This is a genomic window from Cytobacillus sp. MT66 (assembly GCF_058792595.1).
Genome location: NZ_JBXAFB010000003.1, coordinates 368502 through 394567 on the forward strand (window position 1 = coordinate 368502; position 26066 = coordinate 394567).

Consider the following 26066-nt stretch of genomic DNA (forward strand, 5'->3'; position numbering starts at 1 on the left):
GGAAAACAAATCAAAGTTGTTTTCCGTATACTAAAAAAATGGATAATAGCCAAAAATCATCGCGATTTACATTTTACATGAAAACGTGATATTTAGCTATTTCTTTATTGAAAAATAAAGGGCGCAATATCGCCCTTTATTCTTCACCAAAGTAAAGCCTAATGGTAGAACCCTCTTTTAATTTTATTCCCGGTTCAGGAGTTTGTTTGATCACTTTATTGCCGCTTCCGCTTGCATCGATCCTTAAGTTGACAAACATTTCTCCTAGCTCTGTTTTGGTGATGCCAACTAAGTCTGGCACTTCAATCATCGGGGAATCCGGCCAGTTGATCTCTTTTTCAATTTGATCCTTTCTTGGCTTTACGCCCATTGCCCGTAAGCTGTCTTCCATTATATTTCCTACGATTGGAGCTGCGACCACACCTCCAAACTGCACAGTTCCTTTAGGATTATCAACAGCAACATAGACAACAAGCTCAGGATCATCCGCTGGGGCAAAACCAATAAAAGAAACGATATGGTTGTTTTCAAGATATCTTCCGCCCTGCGCCTTTTGTGCGGTACCCGTTTTTCCTCCTACTCTGTATCCTTCAATGAAGGCTTTGCCGCCCGTTCCTTGGGCAACTACACTTTCCAGTGCATATCTAATCTGATCTGATGTTTCCTTTGATATGACTTCTCTTTTCGCAACGGGAGTTTTTCTCATTACTACTTCGCCTGTCCTTGGATCGATTAGTTCCTTTGCTACATATGGGGTATAAAGCGTGCCTCCATTGACTGCTGCAGATAGAGCAGTTACCTGCTGAATCGGCGTTACTGAGACGCCCTGTCCAAAAGCAGTAGTTGCCAGTTCTACAGGGCCAACTCTATCAAGATTAAAAAGAATCCCTTTACCCTCACCTTGGAGATCAATGCCTGTCTTTTCTCCAAATCCGAAATCCCGGATATATTTAAACAATGTTTCTTTTCCCAGGCGCTCTCCTAATTCAACAAAGCCTGGGTTACAAGAATTTTGCACCACTTCCAGATAGGTCTGGCTTCCATGTCCGCCCTTTTTCCAGCATCTAAGCCTTGCTCCCCCAACTTTTACAAATCCCGGATCATGGAAATGCTCCTTTTCTAAATCAACCTTGCCTTCTTCTAAGGCCGCAGCAAGCGTAATAATCTTAAAGGTTGATCCAGGTTCATAGGTGCTCCAGATTGGAAGATTTCGATTATAGACTTCTGGCGATACGTCTTGAAATTTGGCAGGATCAAAAGTTGGGCGGCTCGACATTCCAAGAATTTCACCATTATTAGGATTCATTGCTATTGCAATTATTCCATCAGGGTTATAGGCCGTCTGAGCAATATCGAGCTCCCGTTCGATAATCGTCTGGACCTTTGAGTCGATTGTAAGCTTCAAATCCAAACCATCCTCAGGCGGGTCATAATCATCCGCCATATCGTTCATTCGTTCTCCCTTTGCATTGGCATAGAACTTAACGGAACCCCTTTTCCCTTTCAGCTCTTTATCATAGGTTAACTCAAGACCCATCAGCCCCTGGTTATCAATGCCTGTAAAGCCCAGAACATGGGATAAATAGCTGCCGAATGGATAGTGGCGCTTTGAATCCTCGCCAATATAGACACCATCTAACCCAAGGGCCCTTACTTCTTTTGCCTTTTCATGGCTGATTTTTCTGCCGCTTTTTAATCTGACATCCTTTTCCTTGGATGTAATTTCTTTAAGGATTTCTTCTTTTGATGCCTTTAATACGCTAGCCAGTTTTTCAGCTGTCCCTTCAGGCTCTTTCACCTGCCGGGGCACCACATAGACAGTGGGGGCACTGACATTTGTCGCCAGAGCAACACCATTACGGTCAACAATTTCACCGCGTTCTGGTTCAAAGGGGATATCCCTGCTCCATAATTCCTTAGCCCCATCCGTTAACATATTGCCTAAGAAAAATTGGACATAGCCCAGCCGCAAATCAATAATAAAGAAAATTAGAATACCAACAATTAAAGCAACCGTTAGCCGCTTCCTGACAGTGACATTTGAAACACGCATGCAAGCACGAACCTCCTTAGATTTTGGCTCGTTTCAATATATGCTTGTACCCATTCGAATAGCACTAAAAGCGTGTCCATTGCCATTGAAAAAAAGAAGCACCTAAGCGGTGCTTCCCTTGCAGCATCAATCCTGGACTTCCAATACTTCTTCTTGTTCTTCACTGGCTTCATCTGTTTCTTCCTCAGGTGCTTTGAACTGTTCAATCGGGGGCTCCAGTTCAACAATCAAAAACTCACCTTCTTTAAAGACACCACCAGGCTTCAGATTCTGCTTGCTTACATACCCTTTGCCTACAGTATTCAGCTTTAAATCCGCTATCTTAGCAACTTTCATGACATCTCTAAGCGACCAGCCCGTCAGATCGGGGCTTGTTAAATCACCATCTGTCTTAATAATGACTTTTTCCCCTATCAGCTGCTTTGAGTCCTCAATCGGCAGCTGAGCAGTTATCTTAGTGCCATTTCCGACAACAACAGGTTCAAAGCCTTTTTCATTAAGTACCTCCATCGCCTGTTCAGTTGACATCTCAGAAACCTTTGGAACTACATCAGATAATTTTTCCTTTTTTTCAACAGGATCAATGTTTAAATATTGCAGACTGCTTTTCATAACCGGATTGAAAATTTCAGCCACGGGTTCAGATCCGCTTGTATGAATATCTATTTTCGGCTGCTGAACAGCTACATAAACAATTAGTTCCGGATCATCCGCAGGTGCCATCCCTAAAATTGAAAAGACATAGTTTTGCCTTCCGGTTAAATAACCGCCTTTTGGGTCCGGAATTTGCGCTGTTCCTGTTTTCCCGGCTACGTTATATCCTTCAATATTATAATAATTAAACCCAGTTCCTTTTGGATTTGATATTACGGTCTCTAATATAGAGAGCACTTTTTGTGCTGTATCTGCGGAAATCGGATTCCCGGCCGTTTCTGGCTTTCTTTCCTGAACCACCTCATGGTTATTTGGGTCTTCAATTTTACTGATGACATGCGGTTTCATCATCTGCCCTTTATTAGCAATGGCTGTTACAGCCTGAATTTGCTGAATCGGTGTAATGGCTGTCCCTTGTCCAAAACCCGTTGTTATTTTTTCAAGTGGCCATTGATATGCAAGCTTTCCGCCTGTTTCCTTTGGAAGTTCAATGCCTGTTTTTTGATCAAGACCAAATCTAGTAATATATTCTCTAAATTTATCAAATCCAAGTGCTTGTACAATATTTACGAAGGCAACGTTTGAAGAGCGCTGAACCCCCTCAAGGTAAGAAATCGTTCCCCAGCCTTGTCCATTGTTCCAATCCCGAACTCTCGCCCCTGATTTAAACGTGTACTGACCTGAATGAAAAGTGTTGTTCGGATTGAAGACACCTTCTTCCACAGCTGCAGCCAGTGTGAAAATTTTCATTGTTGAGCCTGGCTCAAATGAATTTTCGATGGCTTCATTATGCCAGCTTTCTGTTATGCCCTCTTTTGTTTTTGGATGGAAAGAGGGCCTTTGTCCCATGGCGAGGATGTCCCCTGTCTTTGGGTCTGCCACAATAGCAATAATCTTTTCCGGATCATAGGTTTCTTGTACTTTATTCATTGAATCCTCAAGGAAGGTTTGTATCTTCTTATCAATCGTTAAATAAATATCCTTGCCATTAACAGCAGGTGTTACCTTTTCCTCGCTGCCCGGAAGGAGATACCCCCATATATCACTCTCATAAGTGATTTTCCCATTTTTTCCAGTAAGAATATCATTATAGCTTTCCTCAATTCCCATCATTCCAACAGTGGCCGTTTTATCTTCTGTTTCTTTTTTCTCGGTATAGCCAATTAAATGGGAGGCAAAAACACCATTGGGATAAAACCTCTTTGTATCTTTACTAAAGGTAATTCCAGGCAGCTTCAGCTTTTCGATTTCCGCCTTCTGCTGATTGGTTAAATCACGTCCAGCTTTGCCAAACTCCACCTGAAAGGGCTTTTCATTTGTTTTTGGGTTTACTTTAGTTAGGATTCTGTAAATCTCTGATTCTTTCATGTCGATAACCTTTGCCAGTTCTCTTGCCGTCTTTTGCGGATCCTTTACATGGCGCGGCTTCTCGTCATTTGTTGTCATTTTTTCATCCAAAATGGCAATCAGTTTATAAGAATTAGTATCTGTTGCAATCACTTCGCCATTGCGGTCATAGATGGTACCCCTTCTGGCCTCTATCACTCTTTCCTTATCATACTTTTGCTGGGCTTTAGCTGCCAATGCATGACCGGCTGCTTCACCAGAGGCCTGAACGGATATAAAACGGAATAACAATACAAAAAAGAGCAGGGAAAATATTACAAATAATATCGCTGCTCCAAAATTAATATTCGGCTGTTTTTTTATCATTAATCCTGCACAACCTTAACATTGTTTTCATTTAATTTTAGGCCTAGCTCTTTTGCTTTTTCCCATATGCGCTCATATGTACTAAGCTCGCCTATTTGCATTTCAAGGTCCCCATTAACTTTAGTCTGTTCCTGGATTGCAACTTTTGTGTCCTGAATCTCCTTATTCATTTCATAAATGGCTGCTTGGTTAGAAACAATATGAACAGCACCAAAACAAATAATACCTGTAAAAGCTAAACCTAGCAGCTTCTCACCAGGTGTAAGCCACTTTTTTCTTATCTTTTTTGGTTTGGGTGCTTGAACCATCCCTTTCTGCTGTTCACCATGCTGTTCCTGCTGAAGCTTCCGTGCTAAGTTCCCCATATTGTCCCTCCTGTTTTACTCATTTTTAGTCTATAGTTTTTCGGCAATTCTTAGCTTCGCTGATCTAGCCCGATTGTTTGATTCTAGCTCCTCTTCAGAAGGAATGATTGGTTTTCTTGTAATGATTTTAATTTCCGGTTTATATTCATCAGGTATCACAGGCAAGCCTGGAGGCAGATTAGGTGTCTCTCCTGCCTTCTTAAAAGCAGCCTTGCATATCCTGTCTTCAAGCGAATGAAAGGTAATTACACTGATTCGCCCGCCGGGATTTAATAAATCAATAGCTTGCTGAAGAGAACGCTCAAAAACGCCCAATTCATCATTCACAGCTATTCTTATGGCCTGAAAGACTCTTTTTGCCGGATGTCCGCCCTTTCTTCTTGCCGGTGCGGGAATAGCATCTTTGATGAGCTCAACAAGCTCACCAGTTGTTTTAATCGGGGAACTCTCTCTAGCAGCTTCTATCTTTCTTGCTATTTGCTTTGAGAATTTTTCTTCACCATATTTAAAAAATATTTTAACAAGATCACTGTAGCTCCAATGATTGACAACATCGTAGGCCGAGAAACTCGAAGATGTATCCATTCTCATATCCAGGGGAGCGTCATTGTGGTAGCTAAATCCCCGTTCAGGGGTATCAAGCTGGGGGGAGGAAACGCCTAAATCATATAAAACTCCATCCACTTTTTGTATACCAATATTATTTAGTTCATTTTGCAAGAATTCAAAATTGCTCTTTATGATTGTAATTCGGTCACCATAGTTTTCAAGCTTTTTTTTTGCATGCATAATCGCTGTCTCATCCTGGTCAAAAGCATAAAGTTTTCCTTCATCAGAAAGCTTTGAAAGAATGAGCTCACTATGTCCGGCGCCGCCGAGAGTACAATCTACATAAATCCCGTCTGGTTTAATATTTAAACCGTCGACAGTTTCCTTGAGCAGCACAGTTGTATGATCAAACATCGTTGTTAACCCCCATCTGGTAAGCGCTAGATTCGATAATTCTGTGTTAAATTAAATATCGAATCCAATCATATTCTCTGCAATTTCTGCAAAAGAATCCTCGGAATCAGAGAAATACTCTTCCCAAATGCTTTTGCACCAAATTTCAATTCGATTCGAAACGCCTAATACCACACACTCTTTTTCTAATTTTGCATAGGACTGAAGAGGTGAGGCAATATTTATTCTTCCTTGTTTATCAATTTCACATTCTGTTGCACCTGAAAAGAAAAAACGGGTAAAGGCCCGTGCGTCCTTTTTTGTAAGAGGCAAGCCTTTTAGTTTTTCTTCAATTAATGTCCATTCGCTGAGCGGGTAGCCAAATAAACATTGATCAAGTCCTCGAGTCAGTATAAAGGTTTCCCCCAGATCATCGCGGAACTTAGCTGGCACGGTTAACCGGCCTTTATTATCAATGTTATGATGGTACTCACCCATGAACATGTCCCGCTACCCCACTTTCTTACTCAAATGTACCACAATCCCCCACTTTCCTCCACATATTTTTTTATATTCTAGTTTTTGATTTAAAATCCTCCCTTTCCGCTTTTGATGCGGAATTTTTTCGTTCGTTCTTTCTCAACAAATGACCGCATAATGTATGGCTCATCTCTTTTGTTCAACAAAAAAGAGACTCAATCCTTAATGGATTAAGTCTCTTTTTGTAGATATGTGAATGAAAAATATTTCCCTATGAAATTTCAGATATCCGTTCCAAGCACTTCGCTTTCCTAGGGGCGTTTTGTGAGCCTCCTCGTCGTTTACGCTTCTGCGGGGTCTCACTTCAACGCTGATCCCTAAGGAGTCTACGTGCCTTCCGCTCCAATCAATTAACACTATTTTTAAATCTAAATCTTAATGACCTTATGCGTTCCATCAAAGTTAAAGGTTTCGTCGAGAAGATCTTTGAAGAAATCTTTTCCGTAATGATTGGCATAGTATAGGCCATTAAGCATTCTTTCCTGCGGGGACCCTGCTGGCCAGAGGGCGTTTTCCACTCTCTCAAATTTATTAATAACCACTTCATGTTTCAGCTGGGCTGCTTTGTCTAATTTTTGCTCCATGAACATTAATTGTTTGATGAGGATATCCTCGTTCTTTTTAATCAATGGCAGTAAGCCTATGTCAGTCTGCTCAAGGTATTCTTTAATCTCACCGTAATTTTTTAGGAGATCCCTTTTTGCGCCATCAAAAAGGTTTTCAAGCTTTTCATCCTTTAACGATTTAATGAATTCCCTTTTTCGCTTTTCCGTCCCCACTGTTAAGGTTTCATATAAATCAAGTCCAAGCTCATTTAAATCTGTTTCAACAGAACGCTCCAATAATGTGATATTGAGACGAGGCATAATAGGCGGCATTTTAAGCCCGAATAATTCAAAGGCGGCTTTAAGCTCTGCCCAATAGGCAATCTCACCTGGTCCAGCAATGAATGCTAATGTCGGGAAAAGCCATTCTTGCATCATAGGTCTTGTAACAACATTGTTGCTCAGCTTTTCAGGATATTCGCTTGCAATCTCAATCATTTCTTCGACAGTAAATTCGAGGCTGCCATCTTTACCGATAAACACGTTCTTTTCTTTATCAAATTCGAGAAGTATTCTTTCAAAGTTCTCTTTATCATAGTAAAAAAGATTTGCAGCCTGACTGCTTATCTCAATGGCATTCATAAAGCCTTTGTTCTTCAAATCAGCCTGCTGGCCAATAACAAGTTTGGTTATTTCCTGGGCGTGCTGTATTTGCTTAATAAAAAATTCTTTTTCCAGTTTACGTACCTTTTCATCACCTGAATCAATCAGTAAAAGACCGGTGTCTTCGAAAAAATACATGATTAAATGGGCAAAAAAATCAACAAAGCTTGCGGATTTGCCGATGATCTCTTCCATTTTTCCCAGCAGTTCATTGGTGAATGCTGTTTCTCCGAAGGTTTCGATGACGTCATTGGCCCATTTTAGGCATATTTCTTTATTTATCCCTATATCAGAAACCATTCTTTTATCATGTACTTTTTCCGGATAAGTCATTTTTTCAATAGTATTGCCTCTTTGTGCATACACATGATTGACTTCCTGATAATCATGGTCTTCCCCAGCGATCCAGAAAACAGGGACCACTGGTGAATTCAATTCTTTTTCCTTTTCCTTGGCAAGGGCAATAATTGAAATCACCTTATGTATGGAATATAACGGACCCGTCAGCAAACCTGCCTGCTGACCTCCGATAACGACTGTACTATTACTGAGTCTTAGCTTTTCAATGGATGCCTTCACTGCTTCTGATTTTGTAAATGGCTCCATATAATGCTCAATATGGTTCGCCAATTCATTTCTCAAAAACGTGCGGTTCATCAATTCCTTCAATCTTTCCTTATATTCATCAATACCGTTATAACGGTAATGAAAGGATGACAGTATATCAGATGATTGTTTCAGATATTCTGTTGCAAACCGGTTTGTTGCCGGCAAGGAGAGATTAACAATCTCCATTTAAGTACTTCCTTTCTTTTTAAGCATTTTTTCTTTTCACTTTGTCATTGGTTTATAGAATATAAATAATCCATTCCACCATATGAGTATAGCATTGTCTTGAATGAAAAGAAAAAAACTTGCTCTTGTCTGATCATGCAATGAACTGATTGACGCTTTGAATTAACCCAATAATGGTTAGAACAAGATAGGCAGTAAAAAACAATAAAAAGTTAAACCGCCAGTAGCCGCGGAATACACGTGAAATATTGATTTCATGCTTTACTTTCCAGTGGATAAGAATAAAAATCATCGCTAGAATCAGCATAGATAAAATGATAATCCATAGGAAGGATTGGTCCCATATCGTCAAAATTAAATAATGAACAGATATGACACATAGTAATGTTGTTACATCTAAAGCCAAATGGACAGACTTTTTGTGCTGCTTAGTAATCTGCTTACTGACAATAAAGACTAGCAGATACCCTAGAATAGGTATGGTTACAAATGTTGCAATGATAAAAGATATGATGGAACTCAACTTATTCTTCTCCCCCCTTATACTCCTTTCCCTTTATCAGCTGATAAAAACCCGCAGTCAATGGAGCATCTTTCTTGTTTTCCTTTGCCTTTTCAAGGACAAATCCCAAAATAGCATCTATTTCGGTTTGCCTGTTCTCTTCTATATCCTTAAGCATGGATGAACGGTTTTCCGCTGTTTTTTTGCACACTTCTTCAACATTAGCAAAGGATTTTTCCTTATTTCTCAAATCCAAACACGCACTGATCTCAGAAAAATAGTCCTTCATAAACGAATGATAAAATGGATTCGCCAGGAGTTCGCCATTAGGAATTCTCAATATGGCTGTTAAGGGGTTAACAACCGAATTAACTACAAGCTTATTCAGTAGCATTTCATAATAATCATCTTCGAAGGAAAAAGGGAAATGAGTCAGAGGTTTAGCCATTTCCATTGCAGCAGATAAGCTGCTTCCTTTAAATAAAGCTAGCTTTGTTTTTCCCAATCCAGTTTGTCTAACAATATTGGCATCCGTCCTATAGGCTCCATGTTCGACAGAGCCCACATAAACATTATCAGCTTTTAGCTGATTTAGCCATTGCAAATGACCCATGCCATTTTGCAAAAATATGAATGAGCCTGAATACTCAGGAGCGTTATTTTTAAGTATGTTTATTACTGCAGGCATATGATACTGTTTAACAGCCACAATAGATAAATCTTCATCCCCGCTCCACTCAGGAAGGATATAGGCCTTTGCCTGAATAACTTCCATCTCTTTTCCTTTTTGCAAAAAAAGGCCGGAATTCATGATTTTTTCTGCTTGTTCGTGTGTGCGGACATAGAAATTCACATTGTGAAATTCACTTAAATAATAGCCGAATAGTAGACCAATAGATCCTCCGCCAATCATTGCAATATTCATATTTACCTCTTTTATCCAGCTTTAGCGCCACCCCAAGGCGCTTACGCTTTTATTTTTTAGTCATATTTTAACAGAAAAATGAGAATAATTGTTAAGAAAGTCTCATTTAAGGAAAAAACTCCCTTCCTCATATTCGAAGAAGGGAGTCTGCTGATGCTTTTATACAGGATAAACTGGGTGTTTACGGACGCTAAAGGTCATTTCCTTTGTTTCATAGAGATCATACCTTTGAATGAGAGCATCTCTTAAATCATTTGGTGAAACAATATCGTCTACAATCATCTCTGATGCAAGTTTATAAATATCGATATGTTCGCTGTATTCTTTTTGTTTCTCCTGTACAAAAGCGATTCTTTCCTTTGGATCATCTATTTCATTAATTTTATTAGAATACACAGCATTAACAGCCGCTTCCGGGCCCATTACAGCAATTTGTGCTGTTGGCAGAGCAATGCAGCAATCCGGTTCAAACGCCGGGCCAGCCATAGCATAAAGCCCAGCTCCATATGCTTTTCTGACAACCACTGAGATTTTCGGAACGGTGGCAGAGCTCATGGCTGCTATTAATTTTGCACCATGCCTAATAATTCCTGCTCTTTCAACTTTCGTTCCTATCATAAAGCCTGGTACATCGGCAAGAAATAATAAAGGAATGTGGAAGGCATCGCAAAGCTGAATGAACTTTGCCCCCTTGTCGGCCGAATCTACAAATAAAACGCCGCCTTTTACTCTCGGCTGATTGGCAATAATTCCGATGGTTCTTCCACCAATTCGGGCAAGTCCGGTAATTAATTCCCCGGCAAATAACTTCTTAATCTCAAAGAAGCTTCCCTCATCAATGATGGAGTCGATACATTCATACATATCAAACGGTGCATTCTGATTCTTAGGAATAATTTCTTCCAAAGCACGGCCTGCTTTAGGAGCAATCTGTTCATATTTTTTCGGTAATTCCTTAAAGCTTTGCGGAAAATATGTAAGATATTGTTTAGCCGACTCTATGGCTTCCTCTTCGCTAAAAGCAAGAATATCTCCGCAGCCGCTAATCGTGCAGTGCATCCGTGCTCCGCCCATTTCTTCAAGCGTTACCTTTTCACCAATTACTTTTTCAGCCATTCGCGGTGAGCCTAGATACATAGAAGCGTTTTTGTCAACCATGATAACGATATCGCAAAACGCAGGAATATAGGCACCTCCGGCAGCAGATGGACCGAACAGCAGGCAGATTTGCGGAATCATCCCTGATAGCTTCACCTGGTTATAAAAAATCCTCCCAGCTCCGCGTCTGTTTGGAAACATCTCCAGCTGATCTGTAATTCTGGCTCCTGCAGAATCAACTAAATATAATAGAGGAACTTTTAGCTTTTCAGCGGTTTCCTGAATGCGGATGATTTTCTCAACTGTTCTGGCTCCCCATGAACCCGCTTTAACCGTTGAATCATTGGCCATCACACATACAGTCTGGCCATTTACCTTTCCAATCGCAGTGACAACTCCATCTGCAGGAAGATCCTTTTGAGCACAATTGGCAAATTTTCCGTCTTCTTCATAGACTCCCTGATCAAACAGAAGTTCAAGCCGTTTTCTGACGAATAGTTTATTTTGGCTTTCTAGCTTCTCATGGTATTTCGGGTGCCCGCCAGCTTCAATTTCAAGGTGTTTTTCCTTCAATTTTTCAACTAAGGTATGAACAGTTGTCATTCTTCTCCCCCTAACAAATAGTTAGTCCCTTGGCCTATTCCAGAACGATCAGCACATCTCCCTCATTGACGAAATCCCCAATACTTACTTTTATTTCAGCAGCTTTTCCTTCATGCGGGCTTTCAACAGGAATTTCCATTTTCATTGATTCCAATATGCAGACTTCTTGTCCTGCAGTGATTTCATCACCAGAAGCAACCAAAACATTTAAAACTGTCCCAGCCATTGTTGATGTAATTTCCTTCATCGAAATTCCTCCTAATTTAGCGTAAACGTCTTTTTATTTAGAAAATTGGTTGAATAATCGCCTCTATGAAAATCTTCATCCTTTAGTATTTCTTGAAATAGAGGGGCATTTGTTTTAATGCCGCCAAGCTTAAGTTCATTAAAGAATACACCGGCCCTCGTTAAGGCTTCTTCTCTTGTTTGTCCATGGATAATGCACTTTGCAATCATCGGATCATAGTAAGGGGTGACATTTGTATTTGATTCATATCCTGAGTCAACCCGAACCCCTTGAAAGCTATTCCATGTAAATTCTTCAATTTTACCCGGTGAAGGCAAAAAGCTCTTTGGATCTTCAGCATATAAACGAAATTCAATCGCATGTCCAGAGCGCAAAATACTATTCTGCAGCAGCGGAAGTTTCTCGCCTCGGGCAACATGGATTTGCCATTTAACAAGATCGAGACCGGTAATCTGTTCAGTAACCGGATGCTCAACCTGAAGTCTTGTGTTCATTTCAAGGAAATAAAAATTTTCTTGTTCATCAACAATGAATTCAATGGTGCCGGCATTCTTGTAATTGACGGCACAGGCTGCCTTAATAGCAGTTTCAAACATTTTATCCTTTGCTTCTTCAGATAAAAATGGTGAAGGAGACTCTTCCACTACTTTTTGGTGTCTGCGCTGAATGGAACAGTCACGTTCGAATAAGTGGACAATGTTTCCATGATGATCGCCAAACACCTGCACTTCTATATGTCTTGCATTTTCAATAAATTTTTCAACAAATACTTCCTCTGAACCAAAGTAGGCTTTGGCACGGGCTTTGGTTGAAGCAAATGATTTGGCGAGCGCTTGCTCATCTTCGCATCGAACCATTCCAATTCCCCCGCCGCCTCCGCTTGCTTTTAGCATAACGGGATAGCCCATGGCCTTTGCCATGCGGCTTGCTTCCTCAAGTGTTGAAGTCCCCGCTTCACTTCCGGGCACAACAGGTACACCTGCATTAATCATGGTTTTTCTGGAGACAATTTTATCGCCCATTAATTCAATCGTATCTGGGTCAGGGCCAATGAAGGTAATGCCTGCATCCTTTACAGCCCTTGCAAAATTTGCATTTTCTGAAAGAAAACCATAGCCAGGATGAATGCCATCAACATCTTCTCTCTTTGCTATTTCAATGATTACTTCGATATTTAAATAGGATTTATTGACAGGAGCCTCTCCGATATTAAAGGCGTATGTTGCTTTTTTAACAAAAGGCATATCTTTATCTGCATCAGAGTAAACTGCAACGGTTTCTATACCCATTTCGTGGCACGACCTTATAATTCTTAATGCAATTTCTCCCCTATTTGCAATTAATATTTTTCGCACTCCCAAACCTCCCTATAGACTCGCTGAGCAAGCAAAGAGCCATCTGGATTTCAATCCAACAGCTCCCTTTAGCATATATATTTCTACAATCTTCTGTTTATTTCCTTTAAAAAAATTAACCGCTTTCAACTTTTTATTTTGCATTGATCTTTCGCTTGATGATCGCAAAACAATCTTGGATCCTTCAGTAATAATGTTTTTCTTTTTAATCCACAATTTTTTGTTTTTTTATTATATAATTAAGGATAAATATAGTCTCAAAAAGTTTTGTAATAAATATAATTCAAATTATTCTAAGCAATGAAAAGGAGGATTACCATGTCTTATAAAGTTGAAAAACTAGTAATAAACTATAAAACTTTAGAGGAATTCAAAAAGTTTAAAGAGTATGGATTACAAGAATTATCTATGCTTGAAGACTTAGAAGCAAATATCATTGAAAACGATATTAAATCTCCGTTCTACGGAATTTATTTTGGAGACAAGCTAGTAGCTAGAATGAGTCTATACCGTGTAGAAAAGAAATTCGACAGATATTTTCAGCCGCCACAGGATTATTTAGAACTTTGGAAGCTTGAGGTTATCCCTGAATATCAAAATAAAGGGTATGGATCCGCTCTTGTAAACTACGCAAAGACATATGGACTTCCTATTAAAACAAACCCTAGAGTGAAGTCACAGGATTTTTGGATTAAAATGGGCTTTACCCCTGTTCAATATGACATGGAAAGGGATTTAGGAACCAATCCTTTAGTTTGGACTCCAGGATCTCCTGAAGAACAAACTATCGAAGAACCATCTGCTTAAATAAGATTCATACATGATAAATACTAACGAAAAGCGGACAATTATTGTCCGCTTTTCACCTTTTGATCACCTTCGCTGTCTTTTAATCCCACCATTTTCCTTGCTCTTTCCATGATTTCTATCAGTGATTTATAATCCTTTTCTATTGCATTTAATTCATTCACTAATTTTTCATTTTCCGCAGCCAGATAGTACAGCTGCTTTTCAAGGGTTTGGATTTTTTCTTCATAAGTTTTTATATCTTCACTTTGCACGCCAGACTTTTCTGCTTTATCATAAAGGGTTTTTAAAATCTGGACCATTTCATCAAATTCTATTTCTTGCCTTTCCTGTACCGCTTCTGCGGAAGGACTTTCACTTGCATGAAGCTCTTCATTTGGCAAATCCTCATCCTGCTGCTGGCCAAGCTTTCTATTTTTCCGCTGTTTTTTTGCAAGCTCAATGCCTTGCTTATATTGTTTTCTTACATAGGAATTCCAGCGAAAACCGCAAGCAGCTGCTGTCCTTGATAGCTGCTTTCCTACTATTTCGAATGCCTGCAGCTGTGTGCCTCCTTCTCTAATTTGGCGAAGCACAATTTCTGCAAGAAGCAAATCTTCCTCATGAGTCCAAGCATCCTGTCGGGTAGAAGACATCAGACTATCCCTCCTAGTGTTTTTATTTATACATATGCGTCTGCTAGAAAAGATAGACTGATATCCTCATTATTTACTTAATATTGGCAATAAACTTTATCAAAGAAAGATTGAATTTATTTTTTTAAGAACTTTTCCACTTGTTTGTGATGAGCTTCATCCTCCCATAATACAGCACAGCGCCGGATTTCCTCTTCTGCTCTCTTTTCGAGGCCTGAATGAACCCACTTTTGGATCAGAATCTTTTTATACGCCTTTAGAACATTTGCCTCAATATTCAGTGCATGTCTTAAAAATTCCTGGCACCCCTGAAGAGGACTCCCATCAAAAATAGCATCAATAAATCCGAGTTCTTTTAATTGATCAGCATTAAACAGTGATGCTTCCATTAGCATTTTCATTGCAGCTGAGGGTAATATTTTTTCCGAGATCAATGTTCCTCCGCCCCAGCCAGTCGTTATGGCCAATGTACCCTGTATAAACCCGGCCCTTGCATGAGGGGCTGCAATTCTATAATCACAGGCTGATGCAAGCTCGCATCCTCCTCCAACCGCAGCACCGTTCAAGACCGCTATCGTCGGAATCGGAAGGAAATTCAATTTCATTAATAATTTATACATCCTTTGCAGCATCTGTAAGGCTTCTTCTTCTGTCTTTAAGCCATGGAAGGCTGTTAAATCCCCACCAGAACAAAATGCTTTATCTCCAGTTCCAGTAATAGCCAAAACCTTTATATGCTCTTGCAAGGCTAATTCCAATGCCTTCTCTAAGCCCTCCATGACCTCATAATTAACAGCATTTCTTTTATCCTCTCTGTTAATCCTAAAAAGCAATACTCCATTTTCATGTTCTTCCATTATGTAAGGTTTCATTATTTCCTCCGGTAAACTATCCATTTCTTTATATACGACAAAAGCACAAGAACATTGTTCTTGTGCTTTAATCGTGTAAGTAATTAGTTATTTACAACTTCTTTCCCTTTGTATGTTCCGCAAGCCTTACATACGCGGTGTGCAAGTTTCATTTCACCACAATTTGGGCATTCTACCATACCAGGAACCTGTAATTTATAATGGGTACGACGCTTTCTTTTCGCAGTTTTAGAAGTTCTTCTAAAAGGTACAGCCATGTCAAACACCTCCTTAAAAAGAATGAAGAAAGAGAAGGCCTAAAAAATAGGATACTTCCACTTGTTTCCTCTGAGTTATGAATCGGAAGATGACTGATCTTGATCAAAGAAGCGGGCAAGTCCAGCAAGACGAGGATCAATCCTTTCCTTGCGGTCTTCTTCTTGAATAACCTCCCAATCCTTTCCAGATTGAGGAGCACCTTCTTCATCGCTGTCTTCACAAAATACCTGCATTGGAATCTCCAGGAGCAGAATTTCATTAATGACTGGCATAAGATCAATGACATCACCAATTACTTGATGAACTTCCTCATCGGTTTCATAATCTAACCCTTTTATGAGGAAAGTTTCTGTTGTTTCAACATCAATTGGGTATTTTACGTCAACTAAAGTTCGAGAACAAGGAAGAATTAAATAGCCCTGAATTTTAAGATGAAAGGTTACCTGAGTAGAGTTGATATCAGCATATCCGGTTATCTTCATTGGAGAGACATCCCTGATAGTCTGATCAATCTGTTTTATTTCATCAGGCTGAACAATTTCATCGATCAGCAATTCCTTGCTTCGATTTTTTTGCAACTGACTTAACGTCCATTTCATACGAATCACCCCAAGGCAACAAAGGTAATTATAGCTTTCCTATAATTATTTGTCAATAAAATTTCTTTACAGTATAATGTTGTCATTATAACACTTATTTCGTATATTCAAGCAATATTTTCACTCCATCTTAGTCTTCACACCTATGCCCTCTTTTAAACTTTTCTCAGGTTTAAGGTTGATTTCCTTTGCAAGTACTTCGCTGCAACTAGTCATATATCATTTAATCGACCTATTACTTAAATCTTACAAGGAGTTATCACATATGAATTCTGTTGGAGTAGTTGTTGAATACAATCCTTTTCACAACGGACATGCGTTTCATTTGGCTTCGGCTAAGGAGGTTGCAGGTGCTGATGTTGCTATTGCCGTTATGAGCGGTAATTTCCTTCAGCGCGGAGAACCAGCCCTAGTATCAAAGTGGACACGTACAGAAATGGCTTTGAAGGCTGGTGTGGACATTGTTTTTGAACTTCCTTATGCCTTTGCTGTTCAGCAGGCTGATACCTTTGCCCGAGGTGCCGTTTCCATCCTTGATGCTGCTGGATGCACGAGTCTTTGTTTCGGCAGCGAATCTGGAAATATTGATGATTTTCTTCATACCCTTGTCTTTTTGCAAGAACATAAGCCTCGATATCAAGAAAGGCTAAAGCTGCATCTAACTAACGGAAATAGTTATCCGAAGGCTTCTTCTTTAGCGTTTCTCGATCTCTCCCCTAATAGAGAATTAGTGGATTTATCGATGCCAAACAATATTTTAGGATATCAGTATGTAAAAGCAGCCAAAGAGCTAAAGTCCAAGATGGAGCTTTATACAATAACAAGAAAAAACGCCGGCTATCATGACAAATATTTTACATCTGAATCAATCGCAAGCGCAACTAGTATCAGAAAAGCTTTATTTTCAGATAATGGAAGTGTCAATTCAATTAAAGATTATATGCCCCAAACAACCTTTGATGGTTTGCTTAAATATAAGGATACATACGGAAACTTTCACAGATGGGAAAACTACTGGCCATTTTTAAAGTTTCGCTTGCTTCAAACGGCTCCAGACGAATTGAAAATGATTTACGAAATGGAGGAAGGCCTCGAAAACCGTTTCCTGTCAGCTGCCAATCAATCTGACAGCTTTGAAGAGTTTATGAATAGAGTGAAAACTAAGCGCTATACATGGACAAGACTTCAACGGGCATGCGCACATATTTTAACTAATACAACAAAAGATGAGATGTATACTAATCAGGAAGAAGCTTCCTACCTGCGGCTATTAGGAATGACGGAAAAAGGAAGGGAATATTTAAGTCAAAATAAAAACTGCCTTGGGCTCCCTTTGCTGTCAAGGACGGCTGGAAACAGCTTTCCGCAGCTCTTGCAAGATATTAGAGCATCAAGGATCTATGCGTTGGGATTAAAAGATAAAGGTCAAAAAGATCTTCTTAAAATGGAATTCACCCAGCCTCCAATTATGTTAAAAACTTCAGAGCTTAAATAAAAAATAGCGGATTGGTCCGCTATTTTTTTTCTAAGCTGTGTAAGTATTTGATTGCATCATCAAAGGTATTAACAGGAACAATTTTCATTTTAGATTTAATATCTTTAGCTGTCTTAACGGCGTCCTGATAATTGGAATCTGCCGCCCCGCCTTCATTTGGTGCAAAAAAGATTTCTGCACCTGCTTTGTCTGCCGCAACAATTTTCTGTTCAATCCCGCCAATTCGTCCGACAATGCCATTTGAATCAATTGTGCCAGTACCTGCAATTTCGTACCCCTTGGTTAAGTCTTCCTCGACCAATTGATTGTAAATTTCAAGTGAAAACATTAAACCTGCTGAAGGTCCGCCAATTTCCTGGCTGTCAATAGAAACAGCTGGCTGAACCTCAATTTCCTTATCATCAACAAGCCCAATGCCGATTCCAGGTTTTCCTGTCTCAGGCAAAATTTCTATCGGAATTTCAACATCGCTAATCTTGTTCTCTCTTTCAATGGTAAAGGTAATTTTGCTTCCCGCTTTTTTTCCTGACACATATTGAATAAATTGTTCCGATGACTCAAATTCATTCTGGTCTGCCTTAAAGATTCGGTCTCCAGGCAGAAGCTTTCCATCTGCAGGCATTTCAGGCAAAACATTTAGCACAAATACACCATTGTATCGGTAATGGATCGGGATATTTGCTTTTTTATAGGCTGTTTCGATCGCATTAAGCTTTGATCCTGCCATTAAATGAAGCTGACGGACATTATATTCCTCATCTGTTTCATTCTCTCTGCGAATCGCTTCAATTGGATGAATTTCTTGATATTTGCTCATCTTTGCTAATGCATAGGTATAAATATTTGCCCTTCCCATCCTAATCGTTGTCAGCATAAAAGATCCCTTTTCATCATAGCCGTCTTCCACTTGGATAATTGGCTCCAGCTCTTTAGCTAGACCAGGCTTTGAGACGTAAAAAGGTAAAAGATAGAACGAACTTATAATAAAAAAAATAACTGCAATAACAAAGGAGCGAAGAAAATATTTTCTTTTCATTATACTAAAAAGGCTCCTTCCACTGTTCCAATGCACTTTTAATTTTTGGTATATGCTTTTTTGTTTCTTCTTCACCAATGCGGATAATTTCTTCATTATTAGTAAAAGCTTTTGAACTAAACATTTCCACACTTGGTTTAATCATAAAATCAGAGGCAATTTCACGATAGGCAACCAGCTCCATCTGCATGATATCTAAACTTTGAATAATAACATCATAAATCGATGTTACTTCATTGCTTGTTTTGACCTGCGAGACATCAACAGCAATAACTATATCTGCACCCATCTCTTTTACAACAGATACTGGGACTCGGTCTACTACTCCACCATCCACTAACAGCCGGCCATTAACCTTTTCGGGTACAAAGATGCCAGGGATTGAAATACTTGCCCGTACTGCATCTGAAATGGGGCCATTTTTAAACACAACTTTTTCCCCTGTCATAAGATCGGTAGCGACAACACCAACTGGAATATTCAGCTGTTCTAAATTCTTGCCATGTGTAAAAATTTTAATCATTTGTTTAATACGATTTCCAGCAATAAACCCCATTTTCGGTACGGTAAAATCTAAATAATACTTCCTTTTAAATACCCTAGAAATTTTGTAAAGATAATTGATATCAAGGCCAGCCGCATAAAAACAGCCAATCAATGCACCCATGCTGCTGCCGGCAATCAAATCAATCGGGATCCCTTCCTCTTTCAGCACCTTAATAGCGCCCAAATGAGCAAAGCCCCTTGCTCCGCCTGAACCTAGTGCTAACCCAACTGTCGGCCGATGCAAATACATTTCCCCTTTCCATTAGAAACGCGCTAGCGCTGGACAATTTTTCAAAGTCGAACAATGATTCCTTATTGCTGAAATAAAGGGAGCTGCAAAAGATCAGGTGCTTATGCATCCTATGTTCAATCTTATGGTCTATTTTTTCGTTCTATACGTATATTGATTTAGAGAGGACAAGTCAGTTAGCTTCTTTTTCCATTTTATCACTTTCATTCCTATTAATCATCTTGGAGATAGTCTAAGCTTTTGGGGGAGGCTTTGCCCGTGTTTCGTTCAAAATTAAAAACAGTTGTTCTTGCAATATCCGTAACGATGATGGCTGCAGCATTAATTTCATTTCCGCAGGAATCGGTAGATGCCTCAATTAGAGGACTGAATATGTGGTGGGAAATTGTCTTCCCGTCCTTGCTGCCCTTTTTTATTGTTGCAGAAATGCTCATTGGATTTGGAGTTGTTAAATTTATCGGAGTCCTTCTTGAGCCTTTGATGAGGCCTTTATTTAGAGTTCCAGGTGTCGGCGGTTTTGTTTGGGCAATGGGGATGGCATCTGGTTTCCCTGCAGGCGCAAAATTCACGGCAAGACTCAGAGAGGAAGGGCAAATCACAAAAACCGAAGCTGAAAGACTTGTTACCTTTACGAATTGCTCAAATCCTTTATTTATATTTGGTGCCGTCTCTGTAGGATTTTTCAATAATGCAAAGCTGGGCATCATCCTTGCACTTGCCCATTATCTTGGAAATATTACTGTTGGCCTTATGATGAGATTTTATGGTGTAAAAGAAGAGAAATCTCAAAAGAAGGGTAAGAGAAAACCTTCATTACGGCTGGCATTTTCCACCCTACACCAAACACGGATCAATGATAATCGGCCGTTAGGCAAGCTGCTGGGAGACGCAGTTATGTCCTCAATACGCACGCTTTTAATGATTGGCGGATTTATCATTCTTTTTTCAGTTGTTAATAAACTCCTCTTCCACCTAGGGATCACGGCCGTACTGGCAAAAGCTGTAGCTTTCATCCTGACCTTATTTGGCCTGCCCGGGGAACTGAGCATCCCATTTATCGCTGGAATGTTTGAATTGACGCTGGGAAGCCAGATGACAAGCCAAGTACAAGAAGCCACGATTATGCAGCAGGCTATCATTACCAGCTTCATATTAGGTTTTAGCGGGCTTAGTGTACAAGCACAGGTGGCAAGCATTCTTGCCCAGACCGATATTAACTTTAAACCTTTTTTCATCGCAAGAATCTTTCACGGCTTTTTTGCTGCCTTATATGCTGGCATCCTTTGGAATACTGTGTATGAAAAATTCTATAACACTGAAGAACCTTCCAATGCAATTCCAGTTTCTTTCTTCGGAGAAGGTTCATGGATCCATGATTGGTATATAACCATGACGCAAATTGGGCCATTGATAACGATATTTGCTCTGGCTCTCTATACCCTTATACTGGCACGAAGAATAGCTAAATAAAAAGAGCAAAGGGACATTAAGATCCCTTTGCTTCTTCGTTATTTATTGATTACGGAATTTATCCTTTAAGGCCGCTTCAACAAGAGGCGGAACAAGCTCGGAAACATTTCCATCGTATTTAGCCACGTCCTTGACAATACTGGAGCTTAAAAAGGAATATTGGTTTTTTGTCATGACAAAAAAGGTTTCAATCTTATCATCCAGCACTCTATTCATGGATGTCATTTGCATTTCATATTCAAAATCAGAAACGGCTCGAAGACCGCGAATAATAGCACTTGCCTTCACACTTTCAGCATAATTAACAAGAAGCCCTTGGAATGAATCCACCTTTACATTCGGGATGTCCTTTGTTACATCGCGAATTAATTGTATTCTTTCTTCAACTGAAAAAAGAGGTTTCTTTGACGAATTGTTTAATACTGCAACGTATACCTGATTAAAAACCTTTGCACCCCTTGTAATAATATCAAGATGCCCATAAGTAATCGGATCAAAGCTTCCAGGGCAAACCGCAATTCCTCCCATTTTCATCCCCCTTTTGCAAAATTTTATGTATTGTTAATGTTTATCTGCTGTCTCATAGATAGTTATGCCTATAATACCGTATTTCTCATATTTGCGTATCACCAGATTTCCAATTTCATCGGGAAGCTCAAGCTCTGAGCCATGTTCACAAACAATGGTCCCGCTGGATGTAAGCAAATGATGCTCATCAATAAACGCCAGCAACTTAACAAGCTGCTGTTTTTTGTAAGGAGGATCTAAAAAAATAAAGTGAAAAGAAAGCTCTCTTTTTAATACAGCCTTTAAAGCCTTTTCAGCATCATTTCGATAAATCTCGGACCGATCTTCGAGATCACATATTTTCACATTATCCCGAATAGTCTGAATCGCCTTTGCATCCTTGTCCACAAAAATAACTTTCTCAAGTCCCCTGCTTAAAGCTTCGATACCAAGACCTCCGCTTCCAGCGAATAAATCCAGTCCTAGACCGCCGTCAAAATAAGGACCTACTATATTAAAAATGGCTTCCTTTACCTTATCCGTTGTCGGTCTTGTTGAATTTCCGGGTACTGCCTTTAAAAATTTTCCTTTTTTCTTTCCTGAAACAACTCGCATGTAATCACCACTGTTTTTTTTACGGTATTATCATTTTTCCCTCCTATCCTATCATAATTCATTACATGTCGCCACCCAAATGTTGGTATACCTGCCCCTTAGAAAAAATAATCCGATTTGGTGTATAACCATTAATAATATGGAAATAATGTAAGTAACAGCATCTATTCGAGGATGTTGTTGCCAACCGCGGAGAAGACTTACGTTTCCCCATAAGTTCTTCCTCCGGTTTCTCCTCTCCCTTTGCCTTCTATCCTAATATTAGGATATAGAAGGACCCTGCAGGAAACTGCAGGGTTTTTTCTTTTTTAAGGATTAGATCGAAAGCGTCACTGTTTTTTCACCTTCATCAACAGAAAGATGAAAGAGTGATTTAATCCATTTTTCCTCCATATAGATTTTTCCGTTAAACAAGACTAATGGCCTTTCTATTAGACCATAATCCTCTTCATTATAGATAAAGATATTTCGATCCAAGAAGAACCGGTAGCTGCTTTTCCCTTTTTTTACGAGAAGCGACTCCTGATCCGAAAGCTTTTCAATACTATATCCTAGACCCTTCATGGTCTCTATAAACGGATAAAGCCTTTTCCCATTTTCTATCATGAGCTCAATTTGATCATGTTCCTTTCCATCAAGCACTAATTTGCGGTGGTCAAAGAAATATAGTGGAACATGGTCAGCGTTTTCACTATTTAAGGAAAAAAACCTGGTCAAAAAGCCGGCAGTTTCGCTTAAGGAGTTGTCCAGCTTGCCTGCAGTAATATTTTCCATCGTTTTTACACGCTCGGTTAGAGCAGCAATTTGATCTTCTGTTAATCTGCTTTTTAAATCCTGAACCATCGCTATTGCTTTCTCGCTTTGGGCTGGAAGATTCATTATCAGTGAGGTAAACACCTCAGCGAAAATTTTTTTCCCTTCATGAAGGCTTTTAAACTTGTTCATAAAGAAACTTCTCACTACTTTTTGCTTATATTCTATGTCTGTAAGACCATTAGGGACTATAAGAATTCCTTCCCCCTCAGCCTCTTTATGCAAATCAGTCATTATCAATGCAGCAAATGGAAGCTCCTGATTGTCTAATTCTTCGGGAAGTGAAACCTTTGTTTCCTTATTTGAATAGACCATTACGCCATTATAGATTGAACTAGACAACGGGGATGACTGCCAATAAAGCGAAGGTGTGCCCCCTGTTGCTGTAAAGTAATAATAATCAATGATATTCATTTCTTCAAAACCATCCAAAGCCGCTCCAGCTGCCCATATCCCCTCTCTCCTTGCTTCATCAATAATTTCAATAGAAGATGAGGAAAACCTTATGTCAGGAAGTGTAACGGTCCAATCATTTAGCAAGAAAGAATCTTCATCACCAGACACGGGTATCTTATATACAAAGATCAGCTCATTATTTTCAGGACTGAAGGTATTGGGATGACTTTTATCAGCAGCACACAGGCTGCCATCAGCTTTGACGCATGACCAATCAGCTATATTCTTAGGGGCAACTGGGCTATATTCTTTGTTTTCTTCCAGGCCGCTGACTTTTTGTGTAACCGTTAGTCCAGCTGAATCAGAATATACAGAGATTTCCTGTTTTGCAGCTTGATCTAAATTATGTATAGGATCTTGTTTGGAAAAGGCTTTCCACTGCCAAAACAGCATGCCGCCAATGCATGTTAGCAAGGAAAAAAATATGAGTAAAGCTGTTCTCCACATTGATATGCTCCTTAACCATAAAAATTAATCCGTTTACGGAGAAAAGAAAAAGTGGTGAGGAGCATCCTCACCATTAAAAAAAATTCAAATCCCCATCTTATAGTCATATTCTTTAGCCTTGTCCGGCTTTGAATTTTCGAACTGCTCCTTAAGAAATGGTTTATAGGAAGGCTCAACCTTTTTAACAAATGAGAAGGATTTAATTTTCGTCATTAATTCTTCTGCTTCTTCAAGATCACAATATAAAACAACATATTTTAATTTTTTTGACACATAATGCACATTGCCGAATCGTCTTAGCATTTTTGCGTGTTTCAATGAATAAAGCCAGACAATAATCCCTTGTCTTTGACCTAACATGTAATTTCCCCTTCAAAGTACTTTTAAATAAGTCTAGCACATAAAATAATCTGATTTCAATAAGAAAAGCACATAGAAAAATGGTCAATCCCAGATGCTATTACATAAAAAAACGGCATGAAAATCATGCCGTTTACGAACATCCGCAGCTTCCGCCAGTACCGCATCCACCCGAATGGCTGGAACTGTCAAAAAAGGGATTTCCTGTAGGAACCTTGATTTGATCAGAAACAGATCTTCCAATTAACAGGCTTACCTCATCCAAAATACTTTGAAGACTTGTTTCTGCCCTTCTAAATTCAGCGACACGTTCATCCAGATCCATTTCTCTTTTCAGTTCACGGATTGATTTCATTACCGCTTTATAATCTGGATGATATTTACCGAAACGCTGAACCTCTTCATATTGCTCCTTCATACGGACAAAGCTGCTTATTTTTCGCTGCGTTTCCTTATTAGTCTTTACTCTATTTAAACAATGACGATAGTATTCCGCCTCTTTTGAATGTATAATCATCTTCGCTATTTCCTCGGCTGTGTCGAGGATTTCCATTCTTTCGATTGTAGCGATCATCTGGAGCCCACCTCCACTTCAATTTTACCATGAAAAACGGAAAATCAAAAGTTATGGGATTGTTACGTAAAATTCTTTTGTCATTTGAAGCTGTGAGTCATCCGCTTGAACCACCTCTAATTTTAATTGATGGGTGCCGGATGGCAGACCTCTTACAATGAAAGCTGCTGAGGATATTTCTTCTTTTTTGACACCATCAACATACAAAAGAATTTTTCCTTTATTAGCCCCATTATCGCGGAATGTTACTCCTTGGACAATACACTCAATGAAGACTTCTTTCCCGTTAACCTTATGCTTTACAAAAAAGGGATCATGCTTTTCTTCGTTTTTAGCTGTAACAGGAACATCTTCCATTGGGCTCAAGTCAATAACAGGCAGAATATCTAGTTGAGCTGAATTTTCCATATTGTTTTGAAAACCCATTAAAAACAAACTTGTACAGAAAACAGATATATAAATAAGACCTTTCAATGGTGATTCCTCCTCTTAAGAAGACTTCTTATGTACGTATTGTTTGCAAAGGTGTATGTTTTTACTCTGTTAAAAATAATAAAGCTTTCCCGCTATCTTTGGGAAAGCTTTATTCCGCATTATTTCTATTATGATTGTGCATTATTCATCGCCTGAAACATGCTCATCATCATGGATGCCATTTGTACCCCAGATGAAAATTTTTCTACTCTATGCGGAATGGTTTTTTGAAAATAATTTAGTGCGGCAATTTCAAATGCCTCTAATTCATGCGGATTTCTCGAGAGCCTTCTGTACCATTGAGGCTGTTCTCTAATAAATCTCCCCAGCTCCCTATTTTGCCTAATATAGCTGATTATATCTTTTCTCATATCCATTCCCCCTAATCTTTTCTAAAAGAAAATGGATTGGATGGTTTTTGGCTGCTTTGGCTAGTGGAACCCGTCCCGCCTGTACCGCTCTGAAATTGTGAAACGACACCTTGAACAGCCCCGAGAGCCGTGCTTAAATTCTGCATAACGCCCTGCAATTGATTTACATCCATTTTTTTGACAGTCCCTAACAAATTGGTCATCCAATCTTGTTTCGTTGCTTCAGCTGCTGATTGGTTCCCTTCTGTTTCTTTATAAGGATCCCACTTAGAGTCTTCCGCGCCAAGCAGATACCATTCCTCATATAATTCCTGCAGTGTACTTCTTCCCGAGCGTACCTCCTGAAGAATTTTTGGATTTTCCTTTACAAATTGTTTAAACTGTTCAACAGATGGATGAAGTTTTTTCTGTGCCATAGCATATCTCACCCCAGTCCAATAAAGTGCCTAGATTATTTTATGATTGATATTAAAAAAGGTGA

Annotated in this window: 28 protein-coding genes; 3 read left to right on the forward strand and 25 right to left on the reverse strand. The window is 39.4% G+C overall.

Features of this window, described 5'->3' with window-relative positions:
• Positions 1–136 precede the first annotated feature (136 nt).
• The 11 genes from AC1Q59_RS07745 to AC1Q59_RS07795 all read right to left on the reverse strand — a co-directional run bounded on the left by AC1Q59_RS07745 (position 137) and on the right by AC1Q59_RS07795 (position 13000).
• Positions 137–2053, reverse strand: a complete 1917-nt coding sequence (locus tag AC1Q59_RS07745; RefSeq protein WP_492365215.1) for a stage V sporulation protein D — start codon at positions 2051–2053, stop codon at positions 137–139.
• Between the two features lie 126 nt (positions 2054–2179).
• Positions 2180–4420 carry a penicillin-binding protein gene (locus tag AC1Q59_RS07750; protein WP_492365216.1) on the reverse strand — a complete coding sequence of 747 codons (2241 nt, stop codon included), beginning with the start codon at positions 4418–4420 and terminating at the stop codon, positions 2180–2182.
• A complete protein-coding gene (gene ftsL / locus AC1Q59_RS07755; RefSeq protein ID WP_492365217.1) occupies positions 4420–4785 on the reverse strand; it encodes a cell division protein FtsL in 366 nt (121 codons plus the stop codon). The genes AC1Q59_RS07750 and ftsL overlap by 1 nt, the downstream gene beginning before the upstream one ends.
• A gap of 30 nt (positions 4786–4815) precedes the next feature.
• A complete protein-coding gene (rsmH, locus tag AC1Q59_RS07760) occupies positions 4816–5748 on the reverse strand; it encodes a 16S rRNA (cytosine(1402)-N(4))-methyltransferase RsmH (RefSeq protein ID WP_492365218.1) in 933 nt (310 codons plus the stop codon).
• A 51-nt stretch (positions 5749–5799) separates the two neighbouring features.
• Complete coding sequence (mraZ, locus tag AC1Q59_RS07765) at positions 5800–6231, reverse strand: division/cell wall cluster transcriptional repressor MraZ (RefSeq protein ID WP_492365219.1); 432 nt, start codon at positions 6229–6231, stop codon at positions 5800–5802.
• A gap of 404 nt (positions 6232–6635) precedes the next feature.
• Positions 6636–8270, reverse strand: a complete 1635-nt coding sequence (bshC, locus tag AC1Q59_RS07770) for a bacillithiol biosynthesis cysteine-adding enzyme BshC (protein ID WP_492365220.1) — start codon at positions 8268–8270, stop codon at positions 6636–6638.
• A gap of 133 nt (positions 8271–8403) precedes the next feature.
• Positions 8404–8793 (reverse strand): DUF3397 domain-containing protein, encoded by a 390-nt coding sequence (locus AC1Q59_RS07775; protein WP_492365221.1) that lies wholly within the window; start codon positions 8791–8793, stop codon positions 8404–8406.
• A 1-nt stretch (position 8794) separates the two neighbouring features.
• Positions 8795–9697: a 2-dehydropantoate 2-reductase gene (locus tag AC1Q59_RS07780; protein WP_492365222.1), complete on the reverse strand. Its 903-nt coding sequence runs from the start codon at positions 9695–9697 to the stop codon at positions 8795–8797.
• A 159-nt stretch (positions 9698–9856) separates the two neighbouring features.
• Positions 9857–11398 carry an acyl-CoA carboxylase subunit beta gene (locus tag AC1Q59_RS07785; protein WP_492365223.1) on the reverse strand — a complete coding sequence of 514 codons (1542 nt, stop codon included), beginning with the start codon at positions 11396–11398 and terminating at the stop codon, positions 9857–9859.
• A 34-nt stretch (positions 11399–11432) separates the two neighbouring features.
• Entirely contained in the window at positions 11433–11645 is a 213-nt protein-coding gene (locus tag AC1Q59_RS07790; protein ID WP_492365224.1) for a biotin/lipoyl-containing protein, read from the reverse strand.
• Positions 11646–11656: 11 nt separating this feature from the next.
• The gene (locus tag AC1Q59_RS07795) at positions 11657–13000 is read right to left on the reverse strand and encodes an acetyl-CoA carboxylase biotin carboxylase subunit (RefSeq protein ID WP_492365225.1); all 1344 of its coding nucleotides are present in this window, start codon (positions 12998–13000) and stop codon (positions 11657–11659) included.
• Between the two features lie 318 nt (positions 13001–13318).
• On the opposite strand from AC1Q59_RS07795, the gene AC1Q59_RS07800 reads away from it, so the two are divergent.
• Positions 13319–13807, forward strand: a complete 489-nt coding sequence (locus AC1Q59_RS07800) for an N-acetyltransferase (RefSeq protein ID WP_492365226.1) — start codon at positions 13319–13321, stop codon at positions 13805–13807.
• Between the two features lie 41 nt (positions 13808–13848).
• Here AC1Q59_RS07800 and AC1Q59_RS07805 read toward each other — a convergent pair whose 3' ends face one another.
• The 4 genes from AC1Q59_RS07805 to AC1Q59_RS07820 all read right to left on the reverse strand — a co-directional run bounded on the left by AC1Q59_RS07805 (position 13849) and on the right by AC1Q59_RS07820 (position 16171).
• Positions 13849–14442, reverse strand: a complete 594-nt coding sequence (locus AC1Q59_RS07805) for an RsfA family transcriptional regulator (RefSeq protein ID WP_492365227.1) — start codon at positions 14440–14442, stop codon at positions 13849–13851.
• A gap of 116 nt (positions 14443–14558) precedes the next feature.
• On the reverse strand, positions 14559–15314 hold the full coding sequence (locus AC1Q59_RS07810) for an enoyl-CoA hydratase/isomerase family protein (protein ID WP_492365228.1): 756 nt from the start codon (positions 15312–15314) through the stop codon (positions 14559–14561).
• An 83-nt stretch (positions 15315–15397) separates the two neighbouring features.
• Complete coding sequence (rpmF, locus tag AC1Q59_RS07815) at positions 15398–15571, reverse strand: 50S ribosomal protein L32 (protein ID WP_492365229.1); 174 nt, start codon at positions 15569–15571, stop codon at positions 15398–15400.
• 75 nt (positions 15572–15646) lie between these two features.
• Positions 15647–16171, reverse strand: a complete 525-nt coding sequence (locus AC1Q59_RS07820) for a YceD family protein (RefSeq protein WP_492365230.1) — start codon at positions 16169–16171, stop codon at positions 15647–15649.
• Between the two features lie 265 nt (positions 16172–16436).
• Between AC1Q59_RS07820 and AC1Q59_RS07825 the strand changes: the two genes are divergently transcribed.
• On the forward strand, positions 16437–17666 hold the full coding sequence (locus tag AC1Q59_RS07825) for a nucleotidyltransferase (protein WP_492365231.1): 1230 nt from the start codon (positions 16437–16439) through the stop codon (positions 17664–17666).
• 19 nt (positions 17667–17685) lie between these two features.
• On the opposite strand, the gene AC1Q59_RS07830 is transcribed toward AC1Q59_RS07825, so the two are convergent.
• Positions 17686–18702: a SepM family pheromone-processing serine protease gene (locus tag AC1Q59_RS07830; protein WP_492365232.1), complete on the reverse strand. Its 1017-nt coding sequence runs from the start codon at positions 18700–18702 to the stop codon at positions 17686–17688.
• A 4-nt stretch (positions 18703–18706) separates the two neighbouring features.
• Positions 18707–19492 (reverse strand): patatin-like phospholipase family protein, encoded by a 786-nt coding sequence (locus tag AC1Q59_RS07835; RefSeq protein WP_492365233.1) that lies wholly within the window; start codon positions 19490–19492, stop codon positions 18707–18709.
• 264 nt (positions 19493–19756) lie between these two features.
• Between AC1Q59_RS07835 and ylbJ the strand changes: the two genes are divergently transcribed.
• On the forward strand, positions 19757–20968 hold the full coding sequence (gene ylbJ, locus AC1Q59_RS07840) for a sporulation integral membrane protein YlbJ (RefSeq protein ID WP_492365234.1): 1212 nt from the start codon (positions 19757–19759) through the stop codon (positions 20966–20968).
• Between the two features lie 42 nt (positions 20969–21010).
• Here ylbJ and coaD read toward each other — a convergent pair whose 3' ends face one another.
• From coaD to AC1Q59_RS07880, 8 genes are all read right to left on the reverse strand, one after another.
• Positions 21011–21496, reverse strand: a complete 486-nt coding sequence (coaD, locus tag AC1Q59_RS07845; protein WP_492365235.1) for a pantetheine-phosphate adenylyltransferase — start codon at positions 21494–21496, stop codon at positions 21011–21013.
• Between the two features lie 33 nt (positions 21497–21529).
• Positions 21530–22090 (reverse strand): 16S rRNA (guanine(966)-N(2))-methyltransferase RsmD, encoded by a 561-nt coding sequence (gene rsmD, locus AC1Q59_RS07850; RefSeq protein ID WP_492365236.1) that lies wholly within the window; start codon positions 22088–22090, stop codon positions 21530–21532.
• A gap of 315 nt (positions 22091–22405) precedes the next feature.
• Positions 22406–23806 carry a stalk domain-containing protein gene (locus AC1Q59_RS07855; protein ID WP_492365237.1) on the reverse strand — a complete coding sequence of 467 codons (1401 nt, stop codon included), beginning with the start codon at positions 23804–23806 and terminating at the stop codon, positions 22406–22408.
• 84 nt (positions 23807–23890) lie between these two features.
• On the reverse strand, positions 23891–24166 hold the full coding sequence (locus tag AC1Q59_RS07860) for a YlbG family protein (protein WP_492365238.1): 276 nt from the start codon (positions 24164–24166) through the stop codon (positions 23891–23893).
• A gap of 133 nt (positions 24167–24299) precedes the next feature.
• On the reverse strand, positions 24300–24740 hold the full coding sequence (locus AC1Q59_RS07865) for a YlbF/YmcA family competence regulator (RefSeq protein WP_492365239.1): 441 nt from the start codon (positions 24738–24740) through the stop codon (positions 24300–24302).
• A 51-nt stretch (positions 24741–24791) separates the two neighbouring features.
• The gene (locus AC1Q59_RS07870) at positions 24792–25214 is read right to left on the reverse strand and encodes a hypothetical protein (protein ID WP_492365240.1); all 423 of its coding nucleotides are present in this window, start codon (positions 25212–25214) and stop codon (positions 24792–24794) included.
• Between the two features lie 128 nt (positions 25215–25342).
• On the reverse strand, positions 25343–25585 hold the full coding sequence (locus AC1Q59_RS07875) for a YlbE-like family protein (protein ID WP_492365241.1): 243 nt from the start codon (positions 25583–25585) through the stop codon (positions 25343–25345).
• Positions 25586–25596: 11 nt separating this feature from the next.
• Positions 25597–26001 carry a YlbD family protein gene (locus tag AC1Q59_RS07880; protein WP_492365242.1) on the reverse strand — a complete coding sequence of 135 codons (405 nt, stop codon included), beginning with the start codon at positions 25999–26001 and terminating at the stop codon, positions 25597–25599.
• Positions 26002–26066: the final 65 nt, after the last annotated feature.